Raw genomic sequence first — 14,135 nt, 5'->3', positions numbered from 1 at the left:
TCTCTATCCTAGACGCTTTCGGGTGTTGTGTATGCGCCGAGCCAGGTGGCTCGGTGTTGCGCGGTCAGGCCGTGTTCACGAACGGCGGTGAGGTGAGCGGGCGATCCGTACCCCTTGTTCCCGGACCATCCGTATTCGGGATGGGAGGCGTCATGTTCCTGCATCAGGGTGTCGCGCTCCACCTTGGCGATAATCGAAGCCGCGGCCACCGAGACGCAGTCGCGGTCGGCCTTCACCCGGGTGCGCACATCCAGCGGGGATGCCAGCCCCGGCGAGAGCCAGTCGTGGGATCCATCCAGCAGGATCGTGGCCCCGGCGACATCGGCACCGGCCGCGTGCAGGATCCCCAGGGCACGCTTGCCGGCGAGGGCCAGGGCGGGCACGATCCCGATCTGGTCCACCTCGGCGGCACTCGCCATACCTACCGCATGCAGTGGCGCCCAGGCACGCACCAGGGGTTCCAGCACCGTGCGCTTCTTTTCGCTCACCAGCTTGGAATCGCGCAGGCCCTCGGGAGGTGATCCCAACCCCGGAACAAACACGGCCATCCCCACGGCAACGGGCCCGGCGATTGCGCCGCGTCCTACCTCATCGCATCCGATAATCAGGCGCGAACCGGTCGCCAAAAACTGCGTTTCCACCTCATCGGTGGGCAATACTGCGGGCATTACTTCTTTTCTACGCCGTTGAACACTTCGGGATAGTTGCCCAGACCGCTCCAGCGGTCAAAGGGCCAGGTGATCACGAAGGCTCGACCCACGACGTTTTTGATCGGAACGAACCCCTTGGTGGGGCCATCCTGGTTAAAGCGGGAATCCAGCGAGTCGTAGCGGTTGTCTCCCATGACCCACAGGCTGTCCGGGGGCACGGTGACCTTGAAGTTCACGCCGGAAACACTCTGGTTTCCGTTGAGTTTGACGTACGGCTCATCCAGCGGAACGCCGTTGACGGTCATCTGTCCCAGTGCGTTACAGCACTCGATCACATCGCCCGGAAGACCGATCACGCGCTTAATCAGGTGATCGTTGTTGTCGGGTGAGGCCAGGCCCACCAGCGACAGGAACCACTCACCGGCACCCACCAGGGCGTTGGCGGGCTGCTGCTTGGGGGTGACCGGCAGCCATCCACCCGGATCACGGAAGACCACAACATCACCGTGCTGAAGCGGGACCACATTGGGAACCAGCTCGTTCACCAGGATGCGGTCGTTGACCTGCAGCGTGTTTTCCATCGACCCCGAGGGGATGTAGAACGAGCGCACCAGGAAGGTCTTCACGAGGAAGGATGCAAGAATCGCGATGACCACAATGACCGCGATGTCACGGACGAAGTACCATCCACCGCGCTTTTTGGTAGCGCGCTTATTACGTCGCGAGGGTAGATTCTCCCCCGCCAGAATGCTATCTGTCATTTAACCGCCCGAGCTCCCCACCAGCATAGCGGTGGGGAGCTCGGTTATTCTGACGGCTTGCCGTGAGAGATATGAAGCAGCGCTTAGAAGTCGCGCTTCTCCTTGATCTTCGCCTTCTTACCGCGCAGCTCGCGCAGGTAGTACAGCTTGGCGCGACGGACGTCACCGCGGGTGACAACCTCGAGCTTCTCGATCACCGGGGAGTGCACCGGGAAGGTACGCTCCACGCCAACCTGGAAGCTGACCTTGCGGACCGTGAAGGTCTCGCGAACGCCGTCACCCTGGCGACGGATAACCGCGCCCTGGAAGACCTGGACACGAGAGCGGGTGCCCTCGATGATGTTTACGTGAACCTTGACGGTGTCACCGGCGCGGAATGCCGGGATGTCCGACTTCAGCGATGCTGCATCGACTGCGTCGAGGATATGCATTTTTGTTCGCTCTCTGTACCCGCCACAGGTCGACTACGAAAATAGAATTTTGATGTAGGTGTGTGTCCGCATAGATGCCGGCTCCCCTGTGGCAGAGCGTGGCCGCGGCACAAGGGGTAATTATGTCATACTTCCGGGCGCACCCTCAACTTGACCGGGCGCACGCTAGGAGTCGCGCGGACGCTCCTCGATCACGATATATTCACCGTCATCCTCGAACCGCGGGGCGCTCGTCCCGGGCTGACCGGGCACACCGGGCTGCTGCTGAGCGAGACGTTCAAACTCGGCCATCGCTTCTCGGGTGCGCACGGCGGCCTCACGGAACAGCCGCCAGATGGAATACCAGAGGGCCCCCAGACCGGCGATCACCCCGAGCACACCAAACAGGGCCATCGAGGAGCCGAAGATTCCGAAGCCGATGATGGTTGCGTGCCAGATGGCCAGCACGGCCACATCACCCCACTCCAGCGCGCGCTGTCGTCGCACCTGGGCCCGGCCGTAAATCAGCAGGGTCACCGCGAGCAGCGCGATAAAGAGGATGGGCATCGCGAACAGGAGCCCCAGGAAATCCCAGCCATTGTTGTTGCCGTCGAAAATCACCCAGCCCAGTAGTGGCCACAGCGGGAGAACCACCACGGCCAGGAACATCCAGCGAAGGAAAACACGACGAACGAACATACCTCCAGAATACGGTGTTCGCCCCGTGGAGGATATGCCCGGACATCGTTCCCGAGGATGATTTCGCGAGGGGCGTAGCGGGCTATGCCACCGGCTCGGGCAGGACGATGGGTTCGGTTCCGGGGTTGCGATGAACACCGGGCTCGGCGGCGGTTTCTGATCCGGCGGGACGACCAGCGCGCTCGGGTGCATTCGACTCGGTTCCGGCCAGCCGGACCCGGAGCAGGCGAAGGGAATACTGAATCATCGGCCCGATACCCAGGGCGAAGATCACCGTGCCCACCCCGAGCCCGCCACCCAGAGCCCAGCCCCCCAGGGCCACGATCACCTCGATGGAGCCGCGCACCTTCCAGATCTTCCAGCCGGTGCGGGCGGTAACCCCGGTCATCAGGCCGTCGCGGGGGCCGGGACCCAGCCCCGCCCCGATATAGAGGGCACTGGAGAGGGCAAGGAGTACCATCGCGGCGATAAACAGGGCGATCCGCACCGGGAACGATTCGATCGGCGGGAGCAGGGTCAGGGTGAAACCGGCGACCGGGCCCACCGTCAGCGCGTTGACCAGTGTCCCGATTCCGGGCTTTTGGCGCAGCGGAATCCACAGCAGCATGATCAGGAAACTGAGAATGAGCACGCTGAGCCCGAACTCGATGCCCGTGCGCACCGAGAAGCCCTGCGAGAGCACATCCCAGGGCGAGAGGCCGAGGTCCGCGCGGACAAACAGGGCGATCGCGATGCCGTAACCGGCCAGGCCAACCAGGAGTCGGGTGGTGCGCAGGAGCGGATGGGTGCCGGTGAGGAGGTGATGCATGGGGTCCTTCTTTAACGAGATGCCCGGGCAGGCGCCCGGGGAGAATCCCATCGTCCGCCAAATTGGCACCCCTCGACAGTGCCACATCCGATAAAGTGGCACCATGTCACCAGCCACGCCACCCCCGGTCTCCCCCAGCAGGCTCGTCCGCGCGCTCGGCGACTGGCAGCGCCCGGACCAGCCCACCTATCGGGCCCTGGCCGCGCGCATCCGACTCCTGCTGCTGGATGGACGCCTCGCCGCGGACACCCGCCTACCCGCGGAACGCGATCTGGGAACGCGGCTGTGCCTCAGCCGCAACACGATTGCCGCGGCCTATTCGGCCCTGCGCGAGGCCGGGTATCTGACCAGCGTGCGCGGATCGGGCTCGCGGCTGTGCCTGCCCGGTGGCGAACGCGGCGAGAGCGACCTCCTGCGCACCAGCGCCATCGACTTTCGACGCGCCACCTTCACCGCCTACCCCGGCATCACCGATCTGTATGCCGAGGCGGTCGAGCGGATCCCCGATCACATCAACGAGTCCGGCTATGACATCCACGGCCTCCCTCTGCTGCGCGAGGCGATCGCCGCGCACTATGTGGGGCGTGGCATCCCCACCACCCCCGAGCAGATCATCGTGACCAGCGGTGCCCAGCACGCGCTGCACCTGGTGACCCACGCGCTGATTCGGCCCGGCGAACGGGTCCTGATCGAGCATCCCAGCTATGCACACGCGTTCGACACCCTGGCCGCCGGGGGTGCACGCCTGCTCCCCCTCCCGATCGAACCCGAGGGGTGGGACGTCGCGGCCGCGACCGAGCTCCTGCGCCGCGCCCGTCCGAGCGCCGCGTACATCATGCCGGACTTCCAAAACCCCAGCGGGGCGAGCCTGGCCGAGGAGGATCGCCTCGCCCTCGTGCGGGCAGCCGCGCAGGCGGGCACCACCCTGATCGTGGATGAAACCACATCCTGGCTTGACATCGACCGGGGTGAACGCACCGGCCTCGCCGCGCTCTCCCGCGATGTGGTGACCCTCGGCTCGCTGGGCAAGGTGGTGTGGGGCGCGATGCGGATCGGCTGGATTCGTGCGCCCCGGCCGCTCGTGGACCGGATTCTCGCGGTTCGATCCGGGGTGGATCTGGGCACCGCGATCCTGGAACAGATCGTCGCGAGTCTCGCCCTGCGCGATATCGATAGCGTCCTGGGCTTCCGTCGCACCCAGCTGCGCGACAGCCGCGATCACCTGGTAGGGCTGCTGAACGAGCACTTCCCCGAGTGGAACACGCACGTGGTCAACGGCGGCATGTCGCTGTGGCAGCACACCGGAACCATCTCGACCCTGGCCCTCGCCGATGCCGCCCGAGCCGAGGGACTGGCGATCATCCCCGGGACCCGCTTCGGGGTGGACGGGGCCTTTGACAACTACCTCCGCCTGCCCTTCGGCTACACTAACGCCGACCTCACTGCCGGTGTTCTGGCGCTGCGCCGCGCGGCCGACGCGGTGGGTTCACCCAGCGCCCAGCGCCGGGTGTTTGAACCGGTGGTGTAACTCACCCCCGACCGTGGATCGCGGTTTCCGCGCGGCCATATGCGTGAGTGCGGTGGATCCTGCGAGAATAGATGCATGATTGAACTGCGCACCCCCGAAGAGATCGAGCAGATGCGTCCGGCCGGACGCTTCGTGGCCGAGGTCCTGACCGCCCTGGAGGAGAAGGCCGCGGTGGGTGTGAACCTGCTGGAGCTGGACGAGCTGGCTCACAAGATGATCCGGGACCGCGGTGCCGAGTCCTGCTACATCGACTATCACCCCTCCTTCGGCGCCAGCCCGTTTGGCAAGGTACTGTGCACCTCGGTGAACGACGCCGTGCTGCACGGCCTTCCCCACGACTACGTGCTCCAGGACGGGGACCTGCTGAGCGTGGACTTCGCCGCCTCGGTGAACGGCTGGGTATCCGACTCGGCGCTGTCGCTGATCGTCGGGACCGAGCGTCCCGAGGATCGCCACCTGATCGAAATCACCCAGAACGCCCTGGAGGCCGGCATCGCCCAGGCAGTGGTGGGCAACAAGATGGGTGACATCTCCAACGCGATCGGCGCGGTTGCCACCGTCGCCGGGCTGAAGATCAACACCGACTTCGGCGGCCACGGCGTGGGTCGCACCATGCACGGCGAGCCGCACGTTCCCAATAAGGGCCGCCCTAACCGCGGATTCCCGCTGCGCGAGGGCCTGGTCATCGCGATCGAGCCGTGGTTCCTGCACACCACCGACAAGCTGATCACCGACGCCGATGGCTGGACCCTGCGCTCGGCCGACGGCTCGCGCGGCGCGCACCAGGAGCACACCGTGGCGATCACCGCCGACGGTCCGATCATCCTCACCGCCCGCGACTAGCGGACCCTCCAGACGCCCCGGCCTGTGCGTGCACAGCCGGGGCGTTCCGCGTGCGAATGAACCTACCCGCGGCGCGCCCGCGCGAGGGCCCCGCCATCATCTACGTGGTGGCGCAGCGCGAAGAGCAGATCCGCGCGGGCGTGGGCATCCTCCAGGTCTCGGCCGAGCAGCGACTCGACCCGCTGGATCTGACGCCGCACCGCGTTCCGATGCAGGTGCAGGGCGCGGGCTGCGCGATCCCAGCCGCCATTATTAAGTAGCCACGTATAGAGGGTGCCGATCAGCTCGGCGGAGTCTGGGGCCTCCAGCAGCGGTTCGAGCACCGCGTGGGCGAACCGGTCGGAGAGCTCGGCGGGGATCAGCGCACCCAGACTGCGCAGCTCCTCCCCCGCCACGATCGATCGCTCGGCCTCCCGGGCCCGCGGCAGCAGCAACTCGGCCTCACGCACCGCGGTCGCGACCTCCTGCACCGGATACCCGGCGCTGATCCCCGCGATCCATCCGCGACGCTCAAGTGCCCGCAGCACCTCGGTACCGGGCACCTCGGCGACCAGCGCGCGCAGGGATCCCGCACGCTCATCCACAAACGGGGTGTCCAGCGCCAGCCGCCACCAGAGGAGGTCGGCGGGGCGCGCGGGCTCGCCGTTTTTGGCCACCGCGACCACCGTGTGGACACGGCGGGAGGACCCCGCGTTCAGCGCGGTGGCGACCAGGCGTGCCCAGCGCTCCACACCCGCCGGGTCGATCGGGACGCCGTCCACCAGAAGTAGCATCATCAGCTGATCCAGGGCGATGGTCTGTGAACGCGGCAGCCCCTTGGCCACCCGAATCAGATCGGCGGCGAGCGAGAAGCCGGTGCGGTCCTCGCTCAGCACGTGGTCCTTAACCAGTACCAGCACGGTGTCTCGCACCGCACGCTGCCCCTCCTCGGTAATTCGCCGGGCCACCAGCTCACGCCCATCCTCGGTCACCCCAAAAACCATGCCCTCGCCGGCATCCAGCAGCGCATCGGCCTGGGCAAACAGCGGCGCATCGGGATCGGTCCCACCCGCCGAGAGCACGTCCGTCCCCTCGCGCAGCAGCACGCGGGAACCGGTTTCGGCGGCTAGCACCTCGATCACCCGTCGCTCGGGCTGTGCCCGCAGCACGGCCGCCGTGAGCCGGCGCGCGAGCGTGCTGACGGTCTGCAATCCGCGCACCCGCAGCCGCTCCAGCTCGGCGGCAAAGTGGGCGGTGACCTGCACAAACGGGACCGCGCGATCCACCCGCACCAGCGGCAATCCGATCCGATGACACGCGTCGATCAGCGGCTCGGGCACCTCGCGATACACCGGCTCGACCCCGAAGCCCAGCGCCGAGATCCCGCTCTCCCGCAACCTGCCCACATAGGTATCGAGGGTGCTCTCGGTCTGCGGGAGTCCGAGTCCGGTGATCAGCAGCAATTCATACCCGGAGAGGTATGTGCCGGGCTCCTCGAGCTCCACGACCGCGCAGTGGGTGATCACGATATCCGCGGGGTCCGTGTCGCCGGGTACCAGCAGCGTGAGTCCCAGCTCGGGTGCGGCGAGCAGCGTGCCCAGCGACACACCGGTGGGCCGCGGCGGTGCTCCCGCCGGACGCGCGGTACCGGTGGACGGGAAATCTGGCGACATGAGCCCTCCTCGCGGGATAAATCATCTTATCTATCCCTAATTCGGGATAGTTTACACACATACCGGCCGGGATTTCCTGGCTAGCCTGACCGATAAGCAATGACGCGGCACCACCCCCGGGCCGCGTTCCCCCACACACTTTCGGGAGGACAACGTGGTCCTGGACTATATCGTGATCGCGGTCTATATGATCGTGATCCTCGGCGTCGGCTACTGGGGCCTGCGCCGCTCCAAAACCAAGAGCGACTACCTGGTGGCCGGACGCCGCCTGGGCACCTTCATGTACTCGGGTGCCCTCTCGGCCATCGTGCTGGGTGGGGCCTCGACGGTGGGTGGCATCGGCCTCGGCTACACCCACGGACTCTCCGGTGCCTGGCTCGTGGTGGCCATTGGCCTGGGCATCCTGGTGCTCAGCGCATTCTTTGCCAAGCGGATCGTCAAGCTCAAGGTCTACACGGTCACCGAGATGCTGGACCTGCGCTACGGCGGCAACTCGGGCCTGATCTCCGGCGTGGTGATGTTCCTCTACACGCTCATGCTCACGGTGACCTCGACCCTCGCCTACGCCACGATCTTCCACGTGCTGTTCGGGATCCGCAACATCGCCGGCATCGCAATCGGTGGCACCGTGGTGATCGCCTACTCGGTGATGGGCGGGATGTGGTCGATCACGCTGACCGACGTCGTTCAGTTTGTGATCAAGACCGTCGGCATCCTCTTCCTGCTGCTGCCGATCTCCCTGGCTCACGCCGGCGGATTCAGCGGGATGGGCGAGCGCCTGGCCGACTCCTTCTTCTCCCCCTGGTCCATCGGCGGGGCCACGATCATCACCTACATCGTGGTGTACACCCTGGGCCTGCTGATCGGTCAGGACATCTGGCAGCGTGTGTTCACCGCCCGCACCCCGAAGATCGCAACCCGAGGCGGACTGGCCTCGGGTATCTACTGCCTGATCTACGGCATCGCCGGTGCACTGATCGGCATGGCGACCCGGGTGCTCTACCCCCACCTGGAATCCCCCGACGCGGCGTTTGCCACGATCGTCCAGGACGCCCTGCCCCCGGGAGTGCGCGGACTCGTGCTGGCCGCGGCCCTGGCGGCGATGATGTCCACCGCGAGCGGGGCGCTGATCGCCTCGGCCACCGTGCTCACCTCGGATATCTTCCCGCGACTGCGGGCGATCTTCCGCCCTGGCACCCAGAGCTTCTCGCAGACCGGATCGCTCGTGGTCTACCGGGTCGCGATCCTGGTGCTCGGGATCGGCACCGTGGGCATCGCCTCGGCCGTGGACAGCGTGGTGGCCGCGCTCACCATCGCCTACAACATCCTGGTGGGCGGGCTTTTTGTCTCGATCCTCGGCGGCCTGATCTGGAAGCGCGGCACCCGGCTCGGCGCCTGGGCCAGCATCCTGACCGGCACGGTCGCGGTTGTGATCACGATGTTTGCCACCGACATTCTGGCCAATGAGCCGATCTACTTCGGCCTGGGTACCAGCCTGGTCACCTACGTGGTCGTCAGCCTGCTGACCAAGCCCACCGAGCCCGAGATTATGACCGAGTGGTCGCGCCGACTCTCGGCGAGCGACAGTGAGGACATCAACGTGTCCCACCCGGAGACGGCGACCATCCGCTTCGACCCACACGCCCACTAATTCCTCGTTTCTTGCACCTCCGCAACACCCGCGAAAGGACACACCATGTCTGCACACCCGCACCTTCCCGCATCACTGAGCGCCAACGCCGCGCGCGTGGTGGAAAACGGCTTCACCGGACCGGTGAACTCCGCCCTGGTTCCCCGCTACAGCGGCCCGGCGACCTTCGCCCTGCTGCCGGGCATCGAGACCGTCGAGCACGCCGATGTGGCGATCCTCGGTGCCCCCTGGGATGCGGGGGTTTCGTTCCGCTCGGGGGCGCGGTTTGGTCCCGAGCACATTCGTTCGGCCAGCCGACTGCTGCGTCCCTATAACCCGGCCCTGGATGTGTCGCCGTTTGCCGGAATGCAGGTTGTGGACGCCGGGGATGTGGCGCTCAACCCGTTCAACATCCCCGAGGCACTCGGCGTGCTCCAGGACACCGCAACCTCGCTGGTGCGCGGCGGTACCTCGCTGGTGACCCTGGGCGGGGACCACACGCTGGCCCTCCCGCTGCTGCGCTCGGTGGCCGCCGTTCACGGCCCGGTCGCGCTGCTGCACTTCGATGCCCACCTGGACACCTGGGACACCTACTTCGGGGCCGAATACACCCACGGCACCCCGTTCCGGCGGGCGGTCGAGGAGGGCATCGTGGACACCGAGGCCATCTGCCATGTGGGCACCCGCGGTCCGCTCTACGGACACCGTGACCTTGAGGAGGACCGCCGCTTCGGCTTCGGGATCCTCACCTCCGCCGACGTCTTCCGCCAGGGCGTGGACGAGATTGTGGCCCGGCTGCGCGAGCGCGTGGGGAACCGGCCGCTGTACGTCTCGATCGACATCGACGTACTGGACCCCGCCCATGCGCCCGGTACCGGAACGCCCGAGGCGGGCGGGCTCACCAGCCGCGAGCTGCTGGAGATTCTGCGCGGCCTGGCCGGGCTGAACATCGTCGGGGCCGACGTGGTGGAGGTCGCCCCCGCCTATGACCACGCCGACATTACCGGGGTCGCCACCTCCCACGTGGCGTATGATCTGGTGTCGCTGCTCGCGCTGCGCGACGGCGGAAAGGGAACCCGATGAGCACCCCCGAATCCCAAGGACCCGGCGCGGCCCCGGAACCCCGCGCCGACACACGGGACGCCGGCCGCCCGCGGATCGGCGGGGATGTGACCCTGGAAACGCTGCGCGCGCTCGGTGCCCGCGCGGTGGTGGGCCTGCCCGGCCAGCACGCGCTGGGCCTGTTTGACGCGCTGCGTCGCAGCGACCTGCACTATCTGAGCTCCCGGGTCGAGAATAACGCGGGCTTCATGGCCGACGGGCTGGCCCGGGTTTCGGGATCGGTCGCCCCGCTGCTGCTCTCCACCGGACCCGGCGCGCTCACCTCGCTCGCGGCCCTGCAGGAGGCCGCGGCCTCCTCGATTCCGGTGCTGGCGATCTCCGCGCAGATCCCCGTGGCCGGACTCGGCGGCGGGCGGCACGGCTACCTGCACGAGCTGCCCGATCAGTCGGCCTCGTTCCGCGGGGTCGTGAAGTCCACCTTTACCGTGCGGACCCTGGCACAGATTCCCTCGGCGCTCACCGCCGCCTGGGAGCTCGCGCTGGAGGCCCCCGCGGGCCCAACCATGGTCGAGATTCCCGAGGACATTCTGCTCGCCGATGCCGCCGATCTGGTGCCCCCGGTGCGGGCGATCGCGCCGCAGGTGCGCGCCCATGCACCGCGTCCCGAGCTAGTCGAGGCCGCGGCCGACGCCCTGGCCGGTGCCCACTACCCGGTGATCCTCGCCGGCGGCGGCGTAGTCCGAGCCGGGGCACGACACGAGCTGCGCGCGGTGGCCGAGGCGCTGCAGGCCCCGGTGGTCACAACCTTCGGCGGCAAAAACGCCTTCGACTGGGCGCACCCGCTGTCGGCGCGATCCTGGCTGGAAGACATCGCGGTGACCGAGTTCCTTGAGGCCGCCGACGTTCTCCTGGTGGTGGGCAGCGGGCTCGGGGAAACCTCGAGCAACTATCACACGTTTGCCCCCGGCGGCCAGGTGATCCACATCGAGGCCGATCTTGGTAAGGTCACCTCCAATCACGCGGGGCTGGGCATCCACGCCGATGCAAAACTCGCGCTGAGGGCGCTGGCGACGGCGCTGGGTACCCAAGAGATCACCTCGCGCTCGGTGCGCGAAGAACGAGTGCGTGGCCGGATCGACGGGCTGCTGGACACCGTGCTCGCCCGCCTCGATGCCCAGGACCTCGGCGCCGAACGCGCACTAATCGATGCGCTGCGCCGCGCGGTGCCCGACCATGTGAACACGTACTGGGACATGACGATCCTCGCCTACTGGGCGTGGTCGGCCTGGGATCCGCGCGGCGGGGAGTTTGCCAGCGCGCAGGGATCCGGTGGCCTGGGCTACGGGTTCCCGGCGGCAATCGGGGCGGCGTTTGGGCACCGGGTCGACGGCACCGACGCGCCCGTGCTCGCGGTCTCCGGCGACGGCGGGGCGCTCTACGGGATCGCCGAGCTGGCCACGCTCAAGCAACACGACCTCAACGTCACCTGGCTGATCATCGACGACGGAGGATACGGGATCCTGCGCGAGTATATGACCGGTGCCTTCGGCGCGGCCACCGCCACCGAACTGGCCCGGCCCGACTATGTGGCCCTCGCCGAGGCGTTTGGGATCCCCGCCGAGCTCGTACAGCCGGAAAACCTGGCCGGGGCGATCGAGGTGGCCCTGGCGGCCCCGGGCCCGCGGGTAATCGTGGTGCCCACGGTGCTCGGACTGTTCGCCCCGACCCACCTGGATCGGCTGGCGTAGCCGTCAATACAAAAGTCCCCGACACCGCTGGGTGTCGGGGACTTTGAGTACGTTCTAGCGCTGCTCGGGCGGGAGCAGATCGGGGCGCACACGACGGGTGCGCTCCACCTGCTGCTCGTGACGCCACTTATCTACCGCGCCGTGGTTGCCCGAGAGCAGCACCGGCGGCACCTCACGCTCGCGCCAGACCGAGGGCTTGGTGTAGCTGGGGTATTCCAGCAGGCCGTCCTCGTGGGACTCCTCGACCAGCGATTCGGGGTTACCCACCATGCCGGGGATCAGGCGACCGATAGCCTCGATCATCGCCAGCACGGCGACCTCGCCGCCGTTCAGCACGTAATCGCCGAGGCTCACCAAACGCACGCGCGCCTGGGTTGCGGTGTGGTCGAACACACGCTGGTCGATGCCCTCATAGCGTCCGCAGCCGAACACCAGCGCGGGCTCCAGGCTCAGTTCACGCGCCATCTTCTGATCGAAGACCTCACCCGCGGGCGAAGGGAAGATCACCAGTGGCGAATCCTCGGAGGCAACGGCATCGGCACCCAGAATGGTGTCCAGCGCTTCGCCCCAGGGCTCGGGCTTCATGACCATACCGGCGCCACCACCGTAGGGGGTGTCGTCCACGGTACGGTGCCGATCGTGGGCGTGATCGCGCAGGTTGTGCACGTTCATGTCGATCAGCCCCGACTGGCGGGCCTTGCCCAGCAGCGAGACGTTGAGCACGTCAAAGTACTCCGGGAAGATGGAGACGATATCGATCTTCACGGCGCTACTCCGCGGGGGTTACGGGCGATTCGGAACCGTCCGAAGCGTCGTCTTTGGACGTCTCAGCGACGGCTTCCTCGCCGGAAACCGGCTGCTCAGAAGCGTCGTCCACGGACACCTCGGCTGCCGACTCGTCATCGGCCGCTACCTCGGCAGGAGCCTCCTCAGCAGAAGCCTCCTCGGCCGCGATCTCGGCCAGGTCCTCGAACAGTCCCATCGGCGGGGTCACCACGATAAAGCCCTGCTCCACGTTGACCTCGGGCACAATCGCCGAGACAAACGGAACCATGACCTCGCCCGAGGCCGCCTTCACGATCAGCAGATCCTGGGCGGGCATGTGCTCAATCCGGGCGATGGTCCCGACCTCCACGCCGTCGCGCATCACGCGCAGACCGGCGAGCTGGTGGTCGTACCAGGCGTCGGGTTCGTCGTTATCGGGTGCCTCGTCGGCGTCGATCCAGAGGATCGCCTTGACCAGGGTTTCCGCCTCGTTGCGGTCCTCAACACCCTTTAAGAATGCAACCGCATGACCGTTGTACCAGCGCAGCTCGGCAAGCTCAATCGTCTTGCCGTGCCACTTCGAACCGGTGGGCACCTGCAGGGTGAACACGGCTCCGGGGGTAAACCGGTGTGCGGGATCGTCGGTGTACAGCTCTACCTTGAGGGCTCCCTTGAGCCCATGTGCCTTCGTCAGCCGGCCGACACGCAGCTGATTACTCTTCGGCTTTACTCCGCGATTCATCTCAGGCAGCGGTGTCGACAACGTCAACCCGTACCCGGGAGTCACCGGCGAGAGAATTTACCAGGGTGCGCAACGACTTCGCGGTGCGACCCGAGCGGCCGATCACGCGGCCGAGATCCTCGGGGTTCACACGAACCTCGAGGATCTCGCCGCGCGTCGTGCTCTTCGCCGCGACCTGGACGTCTTCCGGGTGGTCAACGATCCCCTTAACGAGGTGTTCCAGAGCGGTGGAGAGCAAAGTTACGCCGTTTCTTCTTCGGTTGCAGTCTCAGCAGCAGCCTCGGTCTCCTCGACCTTGGCAGGTGCCTTCTCGGTCTTGGGCTTCAGGACCGGCTTCTTCTTTGCGTCGAAGACGTAGGGAGCCTTGGCTTCCTTGACCTTGACGGTCGAGACGGCGTCCTTGTCGCCCTTGAACTTGCCCCAGTCACCGGTCAGCTTCAGCAGAGCGGCAACCTGCTCGGTCGGCTGTGCGCCAACGGAGAGCCAGTACTGGGCACGGTCCGAGTCGATCTCGATGAACGAGGGCTCTTCGGTGGGGTGGTACTTACCGATCTCCTCGATCACGCGACCGTCGCGCTTGGTGCGCGAGTCGGCAACGACGACACGGTAGTAGGGTGCACGGATCTTACCCATGCGCTTGAGACGAATCTTGACAGCCACAATTCTCCTGTGTGTTTAGTGTGGTGAACTGGTGCCGAGCGCGTGGGGTGCACACGCGGCGAAAGCTCTAATGGGGTCTGAGTGGGCGGATAGAGGGTCGGCCACACACGGACTCAAACACCTATTCTGTCAGAAATCGACGCATCCGGGTAATCCATCTCACACGCGTGTCAGAAT

15 protein-coding genes are annotated in these 14,135 nt (G+C 66.6%); 5 read left to right on the top strand and 10 right to left on the bottom strand.

From position 1 onward, the window contains the following. Positions 1-8: 8 nt before the first annotated feature. The 5 genes from M2390_RS04645 to M2390_RS04625 all read right to left on the bottom strand — a co-directional run bounded on the left by M2390_RS04645 (position 9) and on the right by M2390_RS04625 (position 3,328). Positions 9-668, bottom strand: coding sequence for a ribonuclease HII (locus M2390_RS04645; RefSeq protein WP_259177344.1), 660 nt, complete (start codon positions 666-668; stop codon positions 9-11). Further along, complete coding sequence (lepB, locus tag M2390_RS04640) at positions 668-1,411, bottom strand: signal peptidase I (protein WP_259177343.1); 744 nt, start codon at positions 1,409-1,411, stop codon at positions 668-670. The genes M2390_RS04645 and lepB overlap by 1 nt, the downstream gene beginning before the upstream one ends. Before the next feature lie 83 nt (positions 1,412-1,494). Beyond that, positions 1,495-1,842 carry a 50S ribosomal protein L19 gene (rplS, locus tag M2390_RS04635; RefSeq protein ID WP_121689002.1) on the bottom strand — a complete coding sequence of 116 codons (348 nt, stop codon included), beginning with the start codon at positions 1,840-1,842 and terminating at the stop codon, positions 1,495-1,497. 165 nt (positions 1,843-2,007) lie between these two features. Next, entirely contained in the window at positions 2,008-2,520 is a 513-nt protein-coding gene (locus M2390_RS04630; protein ID WP_259177341.1) for a hypothetical protein, read from the bottom strand. Between the two features lie 82 nt (positions 2,521-2,602). After that, positions 2,603-3,328, bottom strand: a complete 726-nt coding sequence (locus M2390_RS04625) for a YitT family protein (RefSeq protein WP_259177340.1) — start codon at positions 3,326-3,328, stop codon at positions 2,603-2,605. Positions 3,329-3,431: 103 nt separating this feature from the next. Here M2390_RS04625 and M2390_RS04620 point away from each other — a divergent pair, with 103 nt between their 5' ends. Together M2390_RS04620 and map are read left to right on the top strand one after the other, a co-directional pair. After that, positions 3,432-4,856 (top strand): PLP-dependent aminotransferase family protein, encoded by a 1,425-nt coding sequence (locus tag M2390_RS04620; RefSeq protein WP_259177339.1) that lies wholly within the window; start codon positions 3,432-3,434, stop codon positions 4,854-4,856. Between the two features lie 75 nt (positions 4,857-4,931). Next, complete coding sequence (gene map / locus M2390_RS04615) at positions 4,932-5,699, top strand: type I methionyl aminopeptidase (protein ID WP_121689006.1); 768 nt, start codon at positions 4,932-4,934, stop codon at positions 5,697-5,699. A gap of 62 nt (positions 5,700-5,761) precedes the next feature. Here the strand turns inward: map and M2390_RS04610 are convergent, their stop codons facing one another. Beyond that, on the bottom strand, positions 5,762-7,351 hold the full coding sequence (locus M2390_RS04610) for a PucR family transcriptional regulator (protein WP_259177337.1): 1,590 nt from the start codon (positions 7,349-7,351) through the stop codon (positions 5,762-5,764). Positions 7,352-7,505: 154 nt separating this feature from the next. Between M2390_RS04610 and M2390_RS04605 the strand changes: the two genes are divergently transcribed. From M2390_RS04605 to M2390_RS04595, 3 genes are read left to right on the top strand one after another with little or no spacing between them, the layout of a single operon-like run. Beyond that, the gene (locus M2390_RS04605; protein ID WP_310503963.1) at positions 7,506-9,002 is read left to right on the top strand and encodes a sodium:solute symporter; all 1,497 of its coding nucleotides are present in this window, start codon (positions 7,506-7,508) and stop codon (positions 9,000-9,002) included. A gap of 45 nt (positions 9,003-9,047) precedes the next feature. Then, complete coding sequence (gene speB / locus M2390_RS04600) at positions 9,048-10,064, top strand: agmatinase (protein ID WP_259177335.1); 1,017 nt, start codon at positions 9,048-9,050, stop codon at positions 10,062-10,064. After that, positions 10,061-11,791 carry a thiamine pyrophosphate-binding protein gene (locus M2390_RS04595; RefSeq protein WP_259177334.1) on the top strand — a complete coding sequence of 577 codons (1,731 nt, stop codon included), beginning with the start codon at positions 10,061-10,063 and terminating at the stop codon, positions 11,789-11,791. Before speB ends, M2390_RS04595 begins: the two co-directional genes overlap by 4 nt. A gap of 54 nt (positions 11,792-11,845) precedes the next feature. Here the strand turns inward: M2390_RS04595 and trmD are convergent, their stop codons facing one another. The 4 genes from trmD to rpsP are packed head-to-tail and all read right to left on the bottom strand — an operon-like array spanning position 11,846 to position 13,958. Beyond that, on the bottom strand, positions 11,846-12,556 hold the full coding sequence (gene trmD, locus M2390_RS04590) for a tRNA (guanosine(37)-N1)-methyltransferase TrmD (RefSeq protein ID WP_259177332.1): 711 nt from the start codon (positions 12,554-12,556) through the stop codon (positions 11,846-11,848). A gap of 4 nt (positions 12,557-12,560) precedes the next feature. Then, positions 12,561-13,298, bottom strand: a complete 738-nt coding sequence (gene rimM, locus M2390_RS04585; protein WP_259177330.1) for a ribosome maturation factor RimM — start codon at positions 13,296-13,298, stop codon at positions 12,561-12,563. 1 nt (position 13,299) lies between these two features. Further along, positions 13,300-13,536 carry an RNA-binding protein gene (locus tag M2390_RS04580; protein WP_030148708.1) on the bottom strand — a complete coding sequence of 79 codons (237 nt, stop codon included), beginning with the start codon at positions 13,534-13,536 and terminating at the stop codon, positions 13,300-13,302. Between the two features lie 2 nt (positions 13,537-13,538). After that, a complete protein-coding gene (gene rpsP, locus M2390_RS04575; protein WP_121689013.1) occupies positions 13,539-13,958 on the bottom strand; it encodes a 30S ribosomal protein S16 in 420 nt (139 codons plus the stop codon). Positions 13,959-14,135: the final 177 nt, after the last annotated feature.

Origin of the sequence: Mycetocola sp. BIGb0189 (assembly GCF_024810155.1) — a bacterium.
Classification (GTDB): domain Bacteria; phylum Actinomycetota; class Actinomycetes; order Actinomycetales; family Microbacteriaceae; genus Mycetocola; species Mycetocola lacteus.
The sequence above is the reverse complement of the archived record's forward strand: the minus strand, read 5'-3'. Positions and strand labels throughout refer to the sequence as shown.